The following is an 18,374-nucleotide window of genomic DNA, read 5'->3' on the forward strand; positions in this document are numbered from 1 at the left end:
GCCGCCATGGACCTCACGCTCCTCTACCGCGGCCCGCTGGCCTCCTGCGACTACGACTGCCCCTACTGCCCGTTCGCCAAGCGCCGCGACTCGACCGACCTGCTGCGCGCCGACCGCGCCGCCCTCGAACGGTTCGCGGGGTGGGCGGCGGCGCAGACCGAGGACCGCCTCTCGATCCTCTTCACCCCCTGGGGCGAGGGCCTGGTCCGCTCCTGGTACCGGCGCACCCTCACCGAGCTGTCCCGTCTCCCGCACATCCGCCGGGTGGCCATCCAGACCAATCTCAGCTGCCGCACCGACTGGCTCGCCGACGCGGACCCCGACACCCTCGCCCTGTGGTGCACCTACCACCCGGGCCAGACACCCTACGACCGCTTCCTCACCAAGTGCCGCGACCTCGCCGACCGGGGTGTCCGCTTCAGCGTCGGGGTCGTCGGACTGGCCGGCCATCTCGAAGCGGCCCGCCGGCTGCGCGCCGACCTGCCCGCGCACGTGTACCTGTGGATCAACGCGGCCGAGGGGCACACGTACACCGACGAGGAGGCCGGCCTCTGGACGGCCCTCGACCCGCTCTTCCCGTACAGCCGTCACCCGCACACCAGCGCCGGACTGCCCTGCCGGACCGGCGAGTCGGTGATCTCGGTCGACGGCGAGGGCACGGTCCGCCGCTGCCACTTCGTCCGCGCCGAGCTCGGCAACCTCTACGACGGCTCCTACCGGGCGGCCCTGCGCCCGCGCGCCTGCCCGCTCGCCGTCTGCGACTGCCACATCGGGTACGTCCACCTGGAGACCCTGCCGCTGTACGACGTCTTCGCGGGCGGCGTCCTGGAACGCGTCCCGGCCCCCGCACAGCACTCCGCCCGCATCACGACGATCGCGATGCGGGCGGGAGCGGGGAACTAGCCGCTACGGGGTCACGTCCGTGACCCTCCAGCGCTGGTTGGAGCCGGAGTTGGCCTGCCAGGTCGTGACGGCCGCGCCTTCGTTAGTGGCCTGACCGCCGACTTCGAGGAGACGTCCGGTCGCCACGTTGACGAGGGTCCAGGTGCCGTCACCGGTGGTCGACATGATCCACTCGGTGGCGGGGTCCCGCTCACCGGTGTCGGGTTCCACCACGGGCACGTTGTTCCGCACGGCGAGCCGCTCGCCCTCGGCCGGGTTGGCGAAGACGTACCGCTGACGGGCGCCGGTCCTGCCGTACCGGGCGTCCAGCTGCCATTCCTGCGCGACCGTCCCGTCGGCCGAGCCGATCACCAGGTTGGTGCCGCCCGCCGCGACGGTGACCGCCTTGCCGCTCTGCACGCCGGTCAGCGTGTAGGAGTGGCCCTTGGTGAACAGGCCGGCGTTCTTCGCGACGCCCGAGACACCCTTGACGGCGAAGGAGGTCACGGACTGGGCCGGGACGGTGTAGGTCGCGTGGCCGTCGACGACCTCGACCGGGGCCTGCCGCTGGAGCCTGCCGTCGGCGCTGGTCACGGTCGGGGTGACGGTCGCGTCGCCCTTGATGTTCCGGAACTTCGACAGGTCGATGGTGACCGTACGGGCCGCGGTGGTGCTGTTCACGTGGACGAGCGAGGCACCCTTGCCGTCCTTGGTCACGGCGGCGGCGCTGGAGGTGTCGTCCACCTTGATCAGCTTGTCGCCGGGCTTGATGAAGTGCGTGAAGTTGCGCGCGGTGTCGAACTTCGTGTTCGTGTAGATCGGGCAGGACTGGAGGGTGTCCGCGGAGGTGCAGCTGAACGGGAGCTGGATGGAGCCCCAGTTGCCGCCCTTGGCGGACTCGCCGCCCGGCTTCATGTTGTCGTAGTCCTCGACCGGCTGCCAGAACACCCAGGCCTTGGGCTCCAGTTCGCGCAGGTCGTTGACGATCTGCTGGGCGAGGCCGAGGCCGGGCCGCATGTCGGTGAAGCTCTGCCCGTCGCCCCAGTCGCCCTCGACCTCGCTCATCCACAGCGGCTTGTCGGCGGCCTTGGCGAGGTCGCGCACGGTCGTGCGCTGCCCGGTGCCGTAGGTGTGGACGTTCATCTGGTCGACCAGGTCCTTGGACTCCTGCGCGTAGGAGTTCCAGTTCGTCGCGAAGATCGACGGGTTGGTCTCGTCCATCGCCGAGATCCCGGCCTTGACCTTGGCCTGCTTCAGCGCCGGTGCCAGCGCGGCGAGCACCTTCTGCTGGAGGGCGGGCCCGATGTGGGCGCCCTCCTGCCGGCCGCCCACGGGCTGCCCGTTCGCGTCGAGCCGGGTGCTCCAGTAGCCGGTGTTGGGCTCGTTGAACGGGTCGACGGTGTCGACCTTGATGCCCTCGGCCTTCTCCAGGCGCTTGGTCGCGCCCGCCAGGTAGGCGGCGAAGTCGTCGACCGAGTCCGCCTTGAGCTGGTCGGTGTTGGCGTTGAACCCGCCGGACACATATCCGCTCTCGGTCATGAACCACGGCGGGGAGTTGCTGAACGTCTCCCAGTGGTCGATGTCGTTCTTGATCCTCTCGACCCACCACCGCTGGGTGGCGTCGGCGTCCTTGCTCCAGTCGGCCGGGTCGTCGGCGCTCCACCAGTCGGTGTCCTCGCGGGTGGTGCCCGCGGGCGCCTTCCACCAGCCCTCGACGGCACCGCCGGCGCGCAGATAGTCCGTGACGTCCGGGGCGTTGCCGCCGCCTATGTTGTACCGGGCGATGTTCAGCGCGAGGCCGTCGTCGTCGAAGAGCAGCTTCGCGAGCTTCTCCCGGACGGCCGGCGGGTAGTCGCCGGTCGCGTTGGCGAACCAGACCAGGCTGGTGCCCCAGCCCTCGAACTTCTCCTGCTGGTACGACGGGTCCGGCGTCACGGTGACGGCGGCCTCGGCGTGCGCCTGCACGGGGACGGCCAGCAGGGCGGCCCCGGTGGCCAGGGCGGTCAGCGCGGCGGCTCCGAGGGTCCGTCTGCTGCGGGTACGGCGTGCCATCAATGCTCCCAACTGCGGTGCGGTCGCTGCGGTGGGCCCCTCCCGTCACGCGGGCAGGAGGGGATGGCCCTCGGCACGGGGCGTGCCGTGCCGAGGAGTCGTGGGGGGTGCTGCGGGTGGCCCTTCTCAGCCGGCCGGCTGCCGGAGGACGGCGACCTCCCTCGGGCCGAGGACGAGTGCGCCGTCCGTGCCCGGCGTGCCGCCGGTCAGGACGTCGCCGGCCAGGCCGGACACCGGCACGGTGGCGTCGGTCCGGTTGACCAGGAAGAGGAAGCGTTCCCCGTCGCCGCGGCGGACGGTCAGCTCGACCGCCCCCCGGACGTCCGCGGGAAGTTCGCTGCTCACCCCGGCCGGCTCCAGCAGCCGGGGCAGCAGCGCGCGCAGCCCGTCGACGCCGAGCCGGGTGGAGACGTACGACGCCGAGCCGGCGCCCGTCGGACGGCGGGTGATCGCCGGACGGCCCGTGTGCACTCCGGTGCGGTAGTGCGCCAGGACCTGGGTGTCGGCGTCGGTGACGGTGATCCGGTCGGTCCACAGGGTGCCCGCGGCGGAGTCGTCCAGCTCCACGCTCTCGCCGGCCAGCAGCGGCCCGAACTCCTCGATGCGGATGCCGAGCAGGTCACGCAGGGCGCCCGGGTAGCCGCCGAGCCAGACATGGTCGTTCTCGTCGACGATCCCGGAGAAGTACGTGGTGACGAGGTGGCCGCCCTGCTCGGCGTAGCACGTCAGCTCCTTGGCCAGCCCGGCCGGCACGACGTGCAGCACGGGCGCGATCAGCACCCGGTGGCGGGAGAGGTCGGCGCGGGTGGTGACGAGGTCGGCGCGGACACCGAGGGCGAGCAGCGCCGAGTACCAGTCGAGCGCCTCCTGCCGGTAGTCGAGCAGGGAGGTGGGGTGCGAGTCCTGCTCGCTCGCCCACCAGGACTCCCAGTCGTAGAGGATGCCGACGGAGGCGGTCTCCCGCTCCGAACCGGCCACCGGGGCCAGGGCCTTGAGGGTGGCGCCGAGCTCGGCCACCGCGCGGAAGACATCGCTGTCCCGGCCGGCGTGCGGGACCATCGCCGAGTGGTACTTCTCGGCGCCGGCCGCCGACTGGCGCCACTGGAAGTAGCAGACCGCGTCCGCGCCGTGCGCCACGTGCAGCAGCGCGTCCCGGGCCAGGTCGCCGGGGCGCTTCGCCACGTTGACCGGCTGCCAGTTGACGGCGCTGGTGGAGTGCTCCATCAGGAACCACGGCCGGCCGGCCGCGATGCCGCTGGTCAGGTTGGCGGAGAAGGACAGCTCGTCGCGGTCCTGCGGGCCGGGGTGGACGTAGTGGTCGTTGGAGACGAAGTCGATCTCGTCGGCCCAGTCCGGGTAGTTCATGCCCTTGGTGTTGCCCATCACCATGAAGTTGGTGGTGACCGGGATCCCGGGGGTGATCTCCTTGAGGATCTCCCGCTCGGCGATCAGATGGTCCTTCAGGGCGTCCGAGGAGAACCGCTTGAAGTCCAGCTGCTGGGTCGGGTTGGGGTGCGAGGCGGCCAGCCGCGGCGGCAGGATCTGCTCCCAGTCGCTGTAGCGCTGCGACCAGAACGCGGTGCCCCAGGCGTGGTTGAGGGCGTCCAGCGTGCCGTAGCGGGCGCGCAGCCAGAGACGGAAGGCGCGGGCCGCGTCGTCGGAGAAGTCGTAGACGTTGTGGCAGCCCAGCTCGTTGGAGACGTGCCAGGCGACGAGGGCCGGGTGGTCCTGGTACCGGGTGGCGATCTCCCGGACCAGCCGCAGGGCGTGCTCGCGGAAGACCGGCGAGGTGGGCCGCCAGTGCTGGCGGGCGCCCGGCCAGAGCGTCTCGCCGTTCGCGGTGACCGGCAGGATCTCGGGGTGGGCCGTGGTCAGCCACGGCGGCGGGGAGGCGGTGGCGGTGGCCAGGTCGACGCCGATCCCGCCCGCGTGCAGCAGGTCCATGACCTCGTCGAGCCAGCCGAAGTCCCAGGTGTCGGGACCCGGCTGGATCCTGGCCCAGGAGAAGATCCCCACGGAGACGACGGTGACGCCGGCCTCCTGCATCAGGCGGACGTCCTCCTCCCACACGTCCCGGGGCCACTGCTCGGGGTTGTAGTCGGCGCCGTAGGCCAGACGCGGAGCGGGGTCACCGTCCGCCCCGCGCAGCATGCGGGACTGGAGGGTGGAGATCATGGCGGTCCTTCCGAAGGTGGTGCACGGGGGCGGCGCGGCCCGGGTGCCGCGCCGCCCGGCGTTTGTTCCTGCGTGCCGGCGACTGGTGCGCGCCGGCTGCTGTCCGTCGTCTACTTCTCGACGGTGAAGCCCTGCTCCTCGCCGTACTTGATCGAGGCGTCCTGCCAGGCCTTCAGACCCTCGGCCAGCGTGGTGCCGGAGACGTAGGCCTTGCCGACCGTGTCGTTGAAGATCGAGTTGGCGTACGGCTGGAACGGGAGGTACGACCAGTCGCTCGCCACGTTCGCGGCGGACTCGGCGAAGATCTTGTTGGCTTCCTGGCCGCCGAAGTAGTCGAACTTCTTGCTCTGGAACGCGGGCGACTCCAGCTCCGCCTTGGTGGCCGGGAAGGCACCCTCGCCGACACGGGTGGCGACACCGTCACCGGCGTTGGCGTACTCGGTGAAGGCGTAGGCGAGTTCCTTGTTCTGGCTCAGCGCCGGAACCGTCAGCGAGCTGCCGCCGTTCTCCGCGCTCGCCTTGTCGCCCTGGGTCCAGGCGGGCATCGCCGCGGCGCGCCACTGGCCCGTGGCGTTCGGGACGCCGGAGACGAAGTTGGCGGGCATCCAGGCGCCGGTGGCCAGGGTGGCGATGGTGCCGTCGCCCAGACCCTTGTACCAGTCGTCGGTCCAGCCGCTGACCGGGGCGAGCAGCTTCTCGTCGATCAGCTTCTGCCAGACCGTCTCGAACTTCTTGGCGCCCGCGTCGTCGAAGTCGATGGCGACCTTGGTGCCGTCGACCTTGTAGGGGCGCGAGCCGGCCTGCCACAGCAGGGAGGTGGTGAAGCCCGCGTCACCGAGGTCGTTGGCGATGTAGGCCTTCGGGTCGGCCTTGTGGAGCTTGCGGGCCGCGTCCAGGTACTCGTCCCAGGTGGTCGGGACGGCGATCTTGTACTTGTCGAAGACCGTCTTGTTGTAGAACAGCGCCATCGGGCCGGAGTCCATCGGCAGGCCGTAGACCTTGTCACCGTCGCTGACGGCGTTCCACGGGCCCGGGGTGTACTTCGAGGCGAGCTTGTCCGCGCCGTAGGGGGCGAGGTCGCTCAGGCCCTTGGTGAGGGAGTACTGGCCGAGCGCGAAGTACTCGACCTGCGCGACGTCCGGGACGCCCTTGCCGGCCGAGATCGCGTTGGACAGCGCGGTGTAGTGCTTGTCGCCGGAGCGCTCGCTGACCAGGTTGACCTTGACCTTCGGGTACTTCTTCTGGAAGTCGGCGGCCACCGTCTTCAGGGTGGGCTCCCAGGCCCAGACCGTGATGTCGCCACCCTTGTCCAGGGCGGCCTGGATGTCGCCGGCGGAGACGGCCTTGGTGTCGGAGTCGTCGTCCGAGCCACCGCAGGCGGTGACGCCCAGGGCGAGGGTGGAGACGAGGGCGATGCCGCGCAGGATGCGGCTCGTTGTTCTGCGCATGGGGCTTCCACTTCTTCGTGGGTGGGACAGGTGAGGGTGGGGGTGGTGCCGGTGGTGCTCAAATGTGGGGCTTGGGGGCGCGGCCCTCGTCACTCCTTGACACTTCCGGCGGCGAGGCCGGACTGCCAGTACTTCTGGAGGAACAGGAAGGCGGCGATCAGGGGAAGGATCGTGAGCAGGGACCCCGTGATCACCAGGTTGAAGATCACGTCACCGCCGATGGTCTGTGCCTGGGAGCTCCAGGCGCTCAGACCCAGCGTCAACGGGTACCAGTTCGGGTCCTTCAGCATGATCAGCGGGAGGAAGTAGTTGTTCCAGGTGGCGACGGTGGTGAAGAGCAGCACGGTCACGATCCCGGGGGCCAGCAGCGGCAGCGCGACCTGGAAGAAGGTCCGCACCTCGCTCGCCCCGTCCATCCGGGCCGCCTCCAGCAGCTCGGTCGGGATCGCCTCCGCGGCGAACACCCACATCAGATAGAGGCCGAACGGCGAGACCAGCGACGGGATGATCACCGCCCAGGGAGTGTCGGTCAGGCCCATCTTGCTGAACATCAGGAAGGTCGGCACCGCCAGCGCCGTACCCGGCACGGCGACCGCGCCGATCACCACGGCGAAGATCGCACGCTTGCCGGGGAAGGCGAACTTGGCCAGCGCGTACCCGCCGAGCACGGCCAGCAGCGTCGCGCCGCCCGCGCCGAGCACCACGTACAGCAGCGTGTTCAGCAGCCAGCGGCCGAAGATGCCGTCGTGGTAGGTGAACGTGTCCCGGATGTTGTCCCACAGGGCGAAGTCGTGGGCCAGCCACAGGCCGTTCGAGTCGGCCAGGCCCGCCTGGGTCTTCGTGGAGTTGATGACCAGCCAGATCAGCGGCACCACGGTGTAGAGGACCATCAGGGCCATCAGCGCCGTGAGCAGCACATTGCGCTTCGGCTTGCCCGGGGTGTGCTTCTTGCGGGGGGTCCGCAGCTTCGGGCCGGTGCTCTTCGCGGGGGAGGCGGTGACAGAGGTGCTCATCGGGTCACGCTCCCTTGCGCATGCCGCGCAGCTGGACGGCGTAGGCGACGATCATCGTGATGAGGCCCATGATGATGGCCACCGTCGCGGAGTAGTTGTGCTGCTGGCCGTTGAAGGACAGCGAGTAGGTGTAGAAGTTCGGCGTGTAGTCCGTGGTGATGGCGTTCAGCGCCAGCGGACGCAGGATGCTCGGCTCGTTGAAGAGCTGGAAGCTGCCGATGATCGAGAAGATCGTCGCGATGACGATCGCGCCCCGGATCGCGGGCAGCTTGATCGAGCGGATGATCCGCCACTGACCGGCGCCGTCGATCTCCGCCGCCTCGTACAGCGAGGTCGGGATGACCCGCAGCGCCGAGTAGAAGATCAGCATGTTGTAGCCGACGAACTCCCAGGTCACGATGTTGCCGATGGAGGCGAGCACCCAGTCGGGGGAGAGCAGGTCGGGCAGGGTGACACCGAACGCGGAGTTGATGTCTCCCACCAGGCCGTACTTGGTGCCGTACATGAAGCCCCACATCAGGGTGGCGACCACGGCGGGCACGGCGTACGGCAGGAAGATCGTGATCCGGAAGAAGCTCTTGCCGTAGAGCCGGCCGCTGTCCAGGGCCAGCGCCACCAGCAGGGCGATGCCCAGCATGATCGGCACCTGGACGGCCAGGAAGAGTGCCACCCGGCCGACCGCCGACCAGAACGCGTCGTCCTGGAGGGCCCGTGTGTAGTTGTCCAGGCCGACGAACTGGTTGCCGCCGATCAGCTGGTCGCGGAAGAGGCTCAGATAGATCGAGTACGCGATCGGGGCCAGGAAGACCAGGGCGAACACGGCCACGAAGGGACCGATGAAACCCCACCCCGTCCAGGAGCGGCGGTCCCGTCGCGACGGAGGGGGTGCCGGCCGCGGCTCGGCGGCCGCCGGCGGTTGCAGCGTCGTCATGTCGTTCCTCGCTCGTGCGGTCCTGGAACCCGGCGGTGGTGCGCCCGGCTGTCCGAGCGCCTCACCGCCACCCATGATGTTTACGTAAACATCAGCCACGCAAGAACCCTGAGCGAGCTGTTATGTTTACGTAAACATCTGATGGCGGCATGTCTACACTGCCCTGATAACGATGGTCAAGGGTCCTCTGCGGAGACCGTGACGCCTGCGCGGACAGAGAGGTGGGGACACCCGTGGACATGGCTGAAAGAACCCCGGTGAAGGGGCCCAGACGGCCGCGGGCCACCGCCTCCATGGCCGATGTGGCCCGTCTGGCGGGAGTCTCCTCGCAGACCGTCTCCCGTGTCTCCAATGGTTACGCCGGGGTGAACGAGGAGACCCGCGAGCAGGTGCTCGCCGCCATGAAGGAGCTGGGGTACCGGCCCAACAGCGCCGCCCGCGCCCTCAAGCGTGGCGAGTTCCGGACCATCGGCGTGATCACCTTCTCGCTGTCCAGCACGGGCAATGTGCGCACCCTGGAGGCCATCGCCACCTCGGCCGCCGCCGAGGGCTACGCGGTGACCCTGCTGCCGGTCGCGGTCCCCACCCAGGACGAGGTCCGCGGCGCGTTCAGCCGCCTCGAGGAACTGGCCGTCGACGCGGTGATCGTCATCATGGAGGTCCACCTCCTGGACGCCGCGACCATCATGCTCCCGCCGTACGTGCAGGTCCTGGTGGTCGACTCCGACGCCGGCGAGCACTACACGGTCGTCGACACCGACCAGGCCGGCGGCAGCCGTACCGCCGTCGAGCATCTGCTCGGCCTCGGCCACCACACGGTGTGGCACCTGGGCGGACCCGAGGACTCCTTCGCCGCGCAGCGCCGCACCGACGCCTGGCGCGCCGCCCTCGCCGAGGCCGGCCGCACCCCGCCGCCCCTCATCCGGGGCGACTGGTCCGCCGAGTCCGGCTACCGGGCCGGCCTCGAACTCGCCGCCCAGCAGGACTGCACGGCCGTCTTCGCCGCCAACGACCAGATGGCCCTCGGCCTGCTGCGCGCCCTGCACGAACGCGGGCGGCGGGTCCCCGAGGACGTCAGCGTCATCGGCTTCGACGACATCCCCGAGGCCGGCTCCTTCCTGCCCCCGCTCACCACCGTCCACCAGGATTTCGCCGAGGTCGGCCGGCTGTGTGTGCAGGCCGTGCTGCGCAAGGTGCGCCAGGACGACCCGGAACGCGGCACCACCCTCGTACCGACCCGCCTTGTCATACGTGAGAGCACGGCGCCGCCGTCGTCGCCGGGTCGGTAGGTGTGCGGAGCGGGTGGATCTCCGGACCGGTGGTTCCGTCGGCCGGTGGTTTTCCGGTACGGGGGGCCGGAGTTACGACGGAAGCCGCTCGCCCACCGCACGGGCCGCCGTGCGCCAGGCGGTGGTGACCGCGCTGCGCGCGGCGGCCGTGCCCCGGTCGGTCTCCGCGGGCAGCCGCAGCGGCGCACCCAGATGGACATGGCAGTGCGGCCGCCGGACCGGGGCCGTGAGCGTGCCCGCGAGCTGCTTCGCCGCCGAACCGGAGGCGATCCGCCGGGCACCCGCGTGTCCCACCGGCACCACCAGCGCGCCGGACGTGCGCGCCAGGCGGGCCAGTCCGGTGCGGAACGGCTCGGGCGCGGCGGCCGCGGCGTCCCTGCGGCTCGGCAGCTTCCCCTCGCCGTACAGCAGCACGTGCCGGCCGCCGGCCAGCGCCTCGGCGGCCGCGTCCAGCGCGAGCGCCGCGTGGGCCGTGCCACGCGAGACGGGTATGTGTCCCGCCCGGGTCAGCGCCCGGCCGAACAGCGGGATCCGCCACAGCCCGGCGGCGGCCAGCACCACCGGCTCCAGGTCGTACCGGCGCAGCGCGGCCATCACGACGGCCGGGTCCGCCAGGGAGTCGTGGTTGGCGACGAACAGGGTCCCCGCGGGCAGCCGCAGCTTGATCTCGCTCGTGGTCGTGAGCCGGCCGAAGAACGGCGTCAGGGCGATGACGGTACGACTGAACACGCTCGGGCCTCCCTGGGAACGCTGATGTGCGCCCAGTCTCGCCGCCACGGGTACGGCGGCACCTGAGTACGGATACTCAAACCTTGTCCGGTGCGGGAGTTCACGCCCCGGCGGGCCCTCGCGGGCCCCCGCCGCGGCGGGGGAAGATGGACCGGCAAGCCAATGGTCAACCGACATGGAGGAGCGGGCACATGCAGCACGAGCGAGCGGGCCGCCCGGCCGGCCCCGAAGACCTCGTCGACGTCGCCCGGCTGGTCACCGCGTACTACGCGCTGCACCCCGACCCGGCCGATCCCGCCCAGCGCGTGGCGTTCGGCACCTCCGGGCACCGCGGGTCGTCGCTGAACACGGCGTTCAACGAGGACCACATCGCCGCGACCAGCCAGGCCATCTGCGAGTACCGGGCGGCGCAGGGCACCGACGGCCCGCTCTTCCTCGGCGCCGACAGCCACGCCCTGTCCGAGCCCGCCCGGGTCACCGCCCTGGAGGTGTTCGCGGCCAACGACGTGACCGTGCTCGTCGACGGCGCGGACGGCTACACGCCCACCCCGGCGGTCTCGCACGCCATCCTCGGCCACAACCGCGGCCGCGCCACCGGCCTCGCGGACGGCGTGGTCGTCACCCCCTCGCACAACCCGCCCGCCGACGGCGGCTTCAAGTACAACCCGCCGAGCGGCGGCCCGGCCGGCTCCGCCGCCACCTCGTGGATCCAGGACCGCGCCAACGACATCATCGCCGCCGGCCTGAAGGACGTGCGGCGCGTTCCGTACACCCGGGCCCTCGCCGCGCCCACCACCGGCCGCCACGACTTCCTCGGCACGTACGTCGCCGACCTCCCGAGCGTCCTCGACCTCGACGCGATCCGCGCCGCCGGCGTCCGGATCGGCGCCGATCCGCTCGGCGGGGCCTCCGTCGCCTACTGGGGCCGGATCGCCGAACAGCACCGCCTCGACCTGACCGTGGTCAATCCGCTCACCGATCCCACCTGGCGTTTCATGACGCTCGACTGGGACGGCAAGATCCGCATGGACTGCTCGTCGCCGTACGCGATGGCCTCGCTCATCGGACAGCGGGACCGGTTCGACATCGCCACGGGCAACGACGCCGACGCCGACCGGCACGGCGTCGTCACCCCCGACGCGGGCCTGATGAACCCCAACCACTACCTGGCCGCCGCCATCGCCTACCTCTACGCCCACCGTGAGCGGTGGCCCGCCGACGCCGGCGTGGGCAAGACGCTGGTGTCGTCCTCGATGATCGACCGGGTCGCCGCCGACCTCGGCCGACGGCTGGTCGAGGTGCCGGTCGGCTTCAAGTGGTTCGTGGACGGCCTGGTCGACGGCTCGCTCGGCTTCGGCGGCGAGGAGTCGGCGGGCGCCTCCTTCCTGCGCCGCGACGGCTCCGTGTGGACCACCGACAAGGACGGCATCATCCTGGCGCTGCTCGCCTCCGAGATCACGGCGGTCACCGGGAAGACGCCGTCCGAGCACTACACCGCCCTCACGGACCGTTTCGGCGAGCCGGCCTACGCCCGGATCGACGCCCCCGCGACCCGGGAGGAGAAGGCGCTGCTCGCCCGGCTCTCGCCCGCGCAGGTCACCGCCGACACGCTGGCGGGCGAGCCGGTCACCGGGGTGCTCACCGAGGCACCGGGCAACGGCGCCGCCGTCGGCGGTATCAAGGTGACCACCGCCAACGCCTGGTTCGCGGCCCGGCCCTCGGGCACCGAGGACGTCTACAAGATCTACGGCGAGTCGTTCCTCGGGGCCGAGCATCTCCGGCAGGTCCAGGACGAGGCCAAGGACGTGGTCATGGCGGCGCTGGGCGGCTGACGGAGCGTGCGGCCCCGACGGGGTCCCTCGGCTTCGGGGGACCTTTCGGGCTCGGGCGACGGCGAACCGGGACGCGCCGTCGCCCCGTCTGCGTCCGCCGTCGCTCGCCCGTCGGTGTCTGGCGGCGCCCGTCGCGCCCGTCGCCCGTCGGTGTCCGGCGGCGAGGGCCCGGCCGCCACTCGATCGCCCGCGCGCGCCGGAACGGCCCGGCGTACCCGGACGGTCCGTGCGTGCACGGCCGCCGGTTCGTGCGTGGACGGCCGCCGGTTCCGCCCGCGCACGGTCGTCGGTCCGCCCGCGCACGGCCTCGTGCCCGTCCCGGTCGGGCCGGGTGCCGCGGGGCGCGGACCGGGACCGGGGGACCGGGCGGGGATCGGTGGCCGACGGGGCACGTCCGGCTCTCGCTATGATCCTCTCAGGCTGAAATAAGAGTTTTGCCTGAAATGGATGCCTGTCGCTGTCACGAGACGGCCGTGTCCGCCCCGAGGCCGCCGTTCCCGCCGGAGTGATCCATGTCCCGCAAGCGCCCCCCGGACGAGGGCGACGAGCTGCTGGCCAGGCTCGGTTCGCTGACCGCCCAGGCGCGCGAGCGCGCGGAGCTGCAACGCTCCCGCGTCGAACTGGCCCTCGCCCTCCAGCGCGGCATGCTGCCCAGGGACCTGCCCGTCGCCCCCGGCTTCCGGCTGGCCGTCCAGTACGCCCCCGCCTGCCACGGCCTCAACGTGGGCGGCGACTGGTACGACGCCTTCACCATGCCCGACGGCCGGATCGGCCTGTCCATCGGCGACGTTCAGGGCCACAACATAGAGGCGACCGCGTTCATGGGTCAGGTACGGGTCGGCCTGCGCGCCCTCGCCTCCGTCACCGGCGAACCCGGAGAACTCCTCGCCCGCACCAATGACCTGCTGCTCTCCCTCGGCAACGACCTCTTCGCCACCTGCACCTTCATGCGGCTCGACCCCGCCACCGGGGTCCTGGAGAGCGCCCGTGCCGGACACATCCCGTGCGTCTGGGCCACGGCGGACGGCAAGTCCGGCATAGCCGAGGACGAGGGCGGACCGCCGCTCGGTGTCGTGGCGGGCATCGACTACCCGGTCACCCGCTACCGCCTCACCAAGGGCGGGGTGTTCGTGCTGCTCACGGACGGGGTGGTGGAGGGGCCGTCGCTCTCCGTCGACGAGGGGCTCGACCAGGTCGTACGGCTCGCCGGTATCGCCGCCGTCGCCGGCCTGGCGGCGGGCTCGCTCGCCGCCGCCGTGATCAAGGGCGCCGAACAGGTCGGACACGAGGACGACGCGGCGGTCCTGGTGGTGGGACACGACGGACTCCTGACGCAGGGGGCGGCCGGGTCCGGCATCGGGTCCGGTATCGGGTCCGGCATCGGGGCCGGGGGAGAGCGGCCTCGGATTCAGCCATAGGGCCGGACGGCGGGCCTCCCGCCTCGCCGTGGGCGGCGGGGCGGTGTCTGATGGCTGCTGTGGTGGGTACCCCGGATCCGGAGCTGCGGCGCACGGCCGTCTTCGCCCTCCAGACGCTCGCGGTCGCCGTCGGCTACTACGTCGCCGGGCGCCTGGGGCTGGTGCGGCAGCTCGTCGTCGAGGGCGCGGTGTTCACCCCGATCTGGCCGCCCACGGGTGTGGCGGTCGCCTGCCTGCTGATCTTCGGGATCCGGTCCTGGCTCGGTATCGCCCTCGGGGTCCTCCTCGTCATCCTGTCGATCACCCCGCTCCGGCCCGTGGCGCTGGTGATCGTGGCGGGCAACACCCTGGCGCCCGTCTGCGCCTATCTCCTGCTGCGCAGGGTCGGCTTCCGTGCCGACCTCGCCCGGTTACGCGACGGGCTCGCCCTGGTCTTCCTGGGCGCCCTCACCGCGATGCTGGTCAGCTCGACGGTCGGCGTGGGCCTCCTCGTCCTCACCGACCGGCTCGCCGCGGGCAGCTTCTGGGCGGTGTTCCTGGCCTGGTGGGTCGGCGACGCCATGGGTGTCCTGATCGTCACCCCGGTCCTGCTCATGTTCCACCGGGCGCAATGGTCCCAGCGGCCGACCCGGTGGAAGGAGGCCATGGGCCTGGCCCTCATCTCCCTGGCCGCCGTCCCGTTCGCCACCCGCAGCCCCATCAGCCTGCTCTTCCTCGTCTATCCGCTGCTGATCTGGGCGGCGCTGCGCTTCCAGCTCGCCGGCAGCATGCTGTGCGCGCTGTTCACCTCGGTCATGGCCACCGTCGCCGCCACCGACGCGGTCGGCCCCTTCGCCCGGATGAACCGGGTCGAGGTGATGATCAAGCTCCAGGCCTTCAACGGGACCATGGCCCTGACCGCGCTGCTCCTGTCCGCCGTGATCATGGAACAGCGCAACACGCGGCGCTCCGTGGAGCGCGCCTGCCAGGAACTCGTCGAGGTCCTGGAACACCTCACCGCCGACGACAACCGCCCGTCCCCCTACGATCCGCCCCCGTTCGGCCGGGACGGCCCGCACAAGCGGGACGGCTTCCCCTGACGCGTCACCCGTGCCCGTGAGGCTTCGGTCGAACGTTCGGATACGGCAGTTTTCCGGTTCAGGAACGCCGGCCTCCCCTTCTCGCGGACCATGGGCAAGCCATGACCGCGCACCCACTCCGCCGTGTCCGGCCCGGCCTGCCGCACCGTGGCGGAGCGGCGACCGGGGCCGCAGTGCTGCCCGCAGCCTCCTTCGCCGCCGTGGCGACGGCGCTGGCGGCGGCCGGTCACCATCTGGTCTTCGCCGGTACGGCCTCCGCCGCGGAGTGCCTGGTGGCGGCGGTCCTCCTCTTCGGGGGCGCCCTGCTGCGCGGGCCGGGCCGCGGATCCCTCCCGGGGGACCTCGTCGCCCTCGTCCTCGCGCAGGTGTCCGCCTGCGGCTGGTTCACCGGACTCAGCCCCGCCCCGACAGCGCCGGGCGCGGCCCTGCACGGTGAGCTGGGCGGCGCGCTCTACCTCGCGATGACCCTGGTCACGGCCGGCGTGCTGCGTGCCGCGGCCACCTCCCGCTCCCCGCTGTCCCTGGTGCTCCAGGAGCGGCTGCGGGCCTTCGCGCACCGGCTCCGCGCCCTGATGTCCGTGCGGATCACCGCCGGCCCCGCCGCAGCCTCGGGCCGGTCCGCCGGCGGCCGTGGCGGCAGGGACGAGGACCCCTGCTCGGAGGCGCTGGTGACGGGCACGGTCGGCCGCCGGGGCCCTCCCTGACGCGCATGGTTCCCCGTACCTGAGACCCGTCACGTCGGCGACCACCGGGCGCCGACGCCCCACGCCCCGTGCCGTCGCCCCGACCCCCAATCCGAGCCCGAATCCGAGTCGAGCCCGAATCCGAGCCCCAATCCGCGCCCGAGTCCGCGCCCCAATCTGCGCCCGAGTCCGCGCCCCAATCTGCGCCCGAGTCCGAGCCCGAGTCCGCGCCCGGCTCCCCGGCCGTACGCCGGCGCGCGCCCTTCGCCACGCGGCCGGGCCGCTTTCCCCCCACCCGCCCCTCGCGACATCTGGAGCCCCCATGACCGCACCACGCATCGACATCGTGCACCCCGCCGATCTGACGCCCACGGACCTCGACCTGTGGAACGACCTGCGCAGCGCGACCGCCACCGCGGCCAACCCCTTCATGAGCGCACAGTTCAGCCAGGCCGTCGGCCGGGTGCGGCCCGACACCCGGGTGGCGGTCCTGCGCCGGAGAAGGAAGACCGTCGGCTACTTCCCCTACCAGCGGGGCCGATGGGGCTGCGGCCGGGCGGTCGGCCTGGGCGTCTCCGACTGCCAGGGCGCCGTCCTGCACCCCGGACTGCACCTGGACCCCCGTCACCTCATGAGCGCCTGCTCCCTGAACGCCTGGGAGTTCAACCACCTCGAGAGCGGCCAGGACCTCTTCCTGCCCTACGCCACCGGCCAGTTCGCCTCACCCGTCGTCGATCTCACCGGCGGCTTCGCGGCGTACGAGCACCACCTGCGCGACCACGCCCGCGGCTTCCTGAAGGCGGCACGCGCCCAGGAACGCCGTATGGCCCGCAACATCGGCCCGCTGCGCTTCGTCTTCGACGACCCGGACCCGGCAGCCCTGCGCGCCCTGGTCACCTGGAAGTCCGCCCACTACCGCCGCACCGGACGCCGGGACCCCTTCGCCCAGCCCTGGATCGCCCAGCTCGTCGAACTGCTCTCGGCGACCTCCGCACCGGACTGCTCGGGCATCCTGTCGGTGCTCTACGCGGCCGACCGGCCGGTCGCCGCCCACTTCGGCCTCCGCTCCCGGACGGTCCTCTCCTGCTGGTTCCCCTCCTACGACCTGACCGTCGCCACCTACTCGCCCGGCCGCATCCTCTACCTGCACATGATCGAAGCCGCCGCCGCGTCGGGCATCGACCTGGTCGACTTCGGCAGGGGCGAGGCCGCCTACAAGAACTCCTTCAAGACCGGAGACCTCCTCGTCCACGAAGGAGCCCTGCGCACGGCGGGTCCCGGGGGCGCCCTGCACTGGCTGCGCCGGGAGCCGATGCGGGCCGCCCACCGGCTGGTGCGGGACCATCCGACGCTGAAGAACGCGGCCGTACGCGCCCTCAGGACCGTCGGCACGATCCGGGCGCGCTGAGCGGCCGTCCCGTACTGCAACCGGGGGAGGAGGGGCGAGGCGGTTGCCGTGCCGCCCCGGCGCACCCCGCATCCTGCATCCTGACGTCCCTCCCGCGCGGCCGCCCGGTGATGTCCGGCGAGGCCGCCCCACCAGCGCGGTCCCCGCACCGCCCGGCCCCTACGGAGAACCATGGCCGACCCCGGTCCCGAGGCCCGCGCCGCCGCCCTGCTGCGCCGCCCCCAACTGTGGCTGGTGCCCACGGTCCTGACGGGCCTGCTCGCCCTGCTGCTGTCCCTCCTCTACATGGGCGGCATCGTCAACCCCAACGGCGACCTGCGCGATCTGCCCATCGCCCTGGTCAACAGCGACACCGGCAAGCCACCCGCCGGGCAACGGCAGAACATCGGCACCGAGATCAGCGCGGCCATCGCCACCGACACGGCCGGCGGCAAGGCCGACTGGCGCACCCTCACCCGTGCGCAGGCGCAGGACCAGCTCGACTCCGGCAGGGTGTACGGCGCCCTCGTCATCCCGGCCGACTTCACCGACTCCGTCACCGCGCTGGCCACGACCGGCGCCACGAAGCGGCCGACGATGACGGTGCTCACCAACCCCGGCAAGGGCAGTCTGGGGTCCTCCCTCGCCTCGCAGATCACCACCCAGGCCGCGCGGCAGTCGTCCGTGGCCCTGGGCAAGCGGCTCGACGCGGCCGTCACCACGGCGGACTCCACGACCAAGGTGCTCCTTGCCGACCCGGTGGAGGTCGTCACCCAGGTCGGCCACCCCATCGGCACCCACAGCGGCCTGGGCCTGAGCGCCTTCTACTACACGCTGCTGCTGGTCCTGGCCGGCTTCATGGGCGGCAACGTCATCAGCAACGGCGTGGACACCGCGCTCGGCTACGCCGACAACGAGATCGGCCCCTGGCACACCCGCCGGCCCACCGTGCCGATCAACCGCACCCAGACCCTGCTGCTGAAGATGGCCATGACGGCGGGCATCACCCTGGTCAGCGCCTCACTGGTGCTGCTGGCCTGCGTCGGCATCCTCGGCATGGACGCCTCCCATCTGCCGCTGCTGTGGATCTACTCCTACTGCGCGGCCCTCGCCGTCGGCCTCGGTGTGCAGGCCATCAACGCCGCGTTCGGCGGGATCGGCCAGCTGGTGTCCATGTTCGTGTTCATCGTCCTGGGCCTGCCGTCCTCCGGCGCCACCGTCCCGCTCCAGGCGGTGCCCGACTTCTACCGCTTCCTGTCCCACTTCGAGCCGATGCGCCAGCTCAGCGACGGCGTGCGGGCCATTCTCTTCTTCGACGCGCGCGGCGACGCGGGCCTCACCCACTCGTGGATCATGATCGCCGTCGGCACGGCCCTCGCGCTCGCCTTCGGCTTCGGGATGACGACGTACTACGACAGGAAGGGCCACAAGCGCCTCACCCCCCAGCCCGCGTGAC

Annotated in this window: 14 protein-coding genes; 8 read left to right on the top strand and 6 right to left on the bottom strand. The window is 71.7% G+C overall.

The window, feature by feature from the left end:
* The first annotated feature begins 6 nt into the window (after window positions 1-6).
* Complete coding sequence (locus IE275_RS02175) at window positions 7-903, top strand: STM4011 family radical SAM protein (RefSeq protein WP_189706824.1); 897 nt, start codon at window positions 7-9, stop codon at window positions 901-903.
* A gap of 3 nt (window positions 904-906) precedes the next feature.
* Here IE275_RS02175 and IE275_RS02180 read toward each other — a convergent pair whose 3' ends face one another.
* The 5 genes from IE275_RS02180 to IE275_RS02200 all read right to left on the bottom strand — a co-directional run bounded on the left by IE275_RS02180 (window position 907) and on the right by IE275_RS02200 (window position 8,501).
* Window positions 907-2,934, bottom strand: a complete 2,028-nt coding sequence (locus IE275_RS02180; RefSeq protein WP_189706826.1) for an RICIN domain-containing protein — start codon at window positions 2,932-2,934, stop codon at window positions 907-909.
* A 126-nt stretch (window positions 2,935-3,060) separates the two neighbouring features.
* Window positions 3,061-5,109, bottom strand: coding sequence for a beta-galactosidase (locus IE275_RS02185; protein WP_189706828.1), 2,049 nt, complete (start codon window positions 5,107-5,109; stop codon window positions 3,061-3,063).
* 110 nt (window positions 5,110-5,219) lie between these two features.
* A complete protein-coding gene (locus IE275_RS02190; RefSeq protein ID WP_189706830.1) occupies window positions 5,220-6,557 on the bottom strand; it encodes an ABC transporter substrate-binding protein in 1,338 nt (445 codons plus the stop codon).
* Window positions 6,558-6,646: 89 nt separating this feature from the next.
* Window positions 6,647-7,570, bottom strand: coding sequence for a carbohydrate ABC transporter permease (locus IE275_RS02195; protein WP_189706832.1), 924 nt, complete (start codon window positions 7,568-7,570; stop codon window positions 6,647-6,649).
* A 4-nt stretch (window positions 7,571-7,574) separates the two neighbouring features.
* The gene (locus IE275_RS02200) at window positions 7,575-8,501 is read right to left on the bottom strand and encodes a carbohydrate ABC transporter permease (RefSeq protein ID WP_189706834.1); all 927 of its coding nucleotides are present in this window, start codon (window positions 8,499-8,501) and stop codon (window positions 7,575-7,577) included.
* Between the two features lie 239 nt (window positions 8,502-8,740).
* Between IE275_RS02200 and IE275_RS02205 the strand changes: the two genes are divergently transcribed.
* Complete coding sequence (locus IE275_RS02205) at window positions 8,741-9,790, top strand: LacI family DNA-binding transcriptional regulator (protein ID WP_229870050.1); 1,050 nt, start codon at window positions 8,741-8,743, stop codon at window positions 9,788-9,790.
* A 72-nt stretch (window positions 9,791-9,862) separates the two neighbouring features.
* On the opposite strand, the gene IE275_RS02210 is transcribed toward IE275_RS02205, so the two are convergent.
* Window positions 9,863-10,519, bottom strand: coding sequence for a lysophospholipid acyltransferase family protein (locus tag IE275_RS02210; RefSeq protein ID WP_189706836.1), 657 nt, complete (start codon window positions 10,517-10,519; stop codon window positions 9,863-9,865).
* Window positions 10,520-10,710: 191 nt separating this feature from the next.
* On the opposite strand from IE275_RS02210, the gene pgm reads away from it, so the two are divergent.
* From pgm to IE275_RS02240, 6 genes are all read left to right on the top strand, one after another.
* Window positions 10,711-12,351, top strand: coding sequence for a phosphoglucomutase (alpha-D-glucose-1,6-bisphosphate-dependent) (gene pgm / locus IE275_RS02215; RefSeq protein ID WP_189706837.1), 1,641 nt, complete (start codon window positions 10,711-10,713; stop codon window positions 12,349-12,351).
* Between the two features lie 512 nt (window positions 12,352-12,863).
* A complete protein-coding gene (locus IE275_RS02220) occupies window positions 12,864-13,769 on the top strand; it encodes a PP2C family protein-serine/threonine phosphatase (RefSeq protein ID WP_229870051.1) in 906 nt (301 codons plus the stop codon).
* Window positions 13,770-13,819: 50 nt separating this feature from the next.
* Window positions 13,820-14,848, top strand: coding sequence for an MASE1 domain-containing protein (locus IE275_RS02225; RefSeq protein WP_189706839.1), 1,029 nt, complete (start codon window positions 13,820-13,822; stop codon window positions 14,846-14,848).
* Between the two features lie 101 nt (window positions 14,849-14,949).
* Entirely contained in the window at window positions 14,950-15,552 is a 603-nt protein-coding gene (locus IE275_RS02230) for a hypothetical protein (RefSeq protein WP_189706841.1), read from the top strand.
* A 301-nt stretch (window positions 15,553-15,853) separates the two neighbouring features.
* Window positions 15,854-16,939, top strand: a complete 1,086-nt coding sequence (locus IE275_RS02235; RefSeq protein ID WP_189706843.1) for a GNAT family N-acetyltransferase — start codon at window positions 15,854-15,856, stop codon at window positions 16,937-16,939.
* Between the two features lie 171 nt (window positions 16,940-17,110).
* The gene (locus IE275_RS02240) at window positions 17,111-18,373 is read left to right on the top strand and encodes a DUF3533 domain-containing protein (protein ID WP_189706845.1); all 1,263 of its coding nucleotides are present in this window, start codon (window positions 17,111-17,113) and stop codon (window positions 18,371-18,373) included.
* The last annotated feature ends 1 nt before the right edge of the window (window position 18,374 follow it).

This window comes from Streptomyces phaeofaciens (assembly GCF_014648915.1).
Taxonomy (GTDB): Bacteria; Actinomycetota; Actinomycetes; order Streptomycetales; family Streptomycetaceae; genus Streptomyces; species Streptomyces phaeofaciens.

Bases quoted from the DNA above. Each gene is read 5' to 3' on its own strand.
- IE275_RS02195 (WP_189706832.1), bottom strand. From the start codon at position 7,570: ATGAGCACCTCTGTCACCGCCTCCCCCGCGAAGAGCACCGGCCCGAAG.
- IE275_RS02175 (WP_189706824.1), top strand. From the start codon at position 7: ATGGACCTCACGCTCCTCTACCGCGGCCCGCTGGCCTCCTGCGACTAC.
- IE275_RS02220 (WP_229870051.1), top strand. From the start codon at position 12,864: ATGTCCCGCAAGCGCCCCCCGGACGAGGGCGACGAGCTGCTGGCCAGG.
- IE275_RS02205 (WP_229870050.1), top strand. From the start codon at position 8,741: ATGGCTGAAAGAACCCCGGTGAAGGGGCCCAGACGGCCGCGGGCCACC.
- IE275_RS02230 (WP_189706841.1), top strand. From the start codon at position 14,950: ATGACCGCGCACCCACTCCGCCGTGTCCGGCCCGGCCTGCCGCACCGT.
- IE275_RS02200 (WP_189706834.1), bottom strand. From the start codon at position 8,501: ATGACGACGCTGCAACCGCCGGCGGCCGCCGAGCCGCGGCCGGCACCC.
- IE275_RS02235 (WP_189706843.1), top strand. From the start codon at position 15,854: ATGACCGCACCACGCATCGACATCGTGCACCCCGCCGATCTGACGCCC.
- IE275_RS02190 (WP_189706830.1), bottom strand. From the start codon at position 6,557: ATGCGCAGAACAACGAGCCGCATCCTGCGCGGCATCGCCCTCGTCTCC.
- IE275_RS02240 (WP_189706845.1), top strand. From the start codon at position 17,111: ATGGCCGACCCCGGTCCCGAGGCCCGCGCCGCCGCCCTGCTGCGCCGC.
- pgm (WP_189706837.1), top strand. From the start codon at position 10,711: ATGCAGCACGAGCGAGCGGGCCGCCCGGCCGGCCCCGAAGACCTCGTC.
- IE275_RS02180 (WP_189706826.1), bottom strand. From the start codon at position 2,934: ATGGCACGCCGTACCCGCAGCAGACGGACCCTCGGAGCCGCCGCGCTG.
- IE275_RS02225 (WP_189706839.1), top strand. From the start codon at position 13,820: ATGGCTGCTGTGGTGGGTACCCCGGATCCGGAGCTGCGGCGCACGGCC.
- IE275_RS02185 (WP_189706828.1), bottom strand. From the start codon at position 5,109: ATGATCTCCACCCTCCAGTCCCGCATGCTGCGCGGGGCGGACGGTGAC.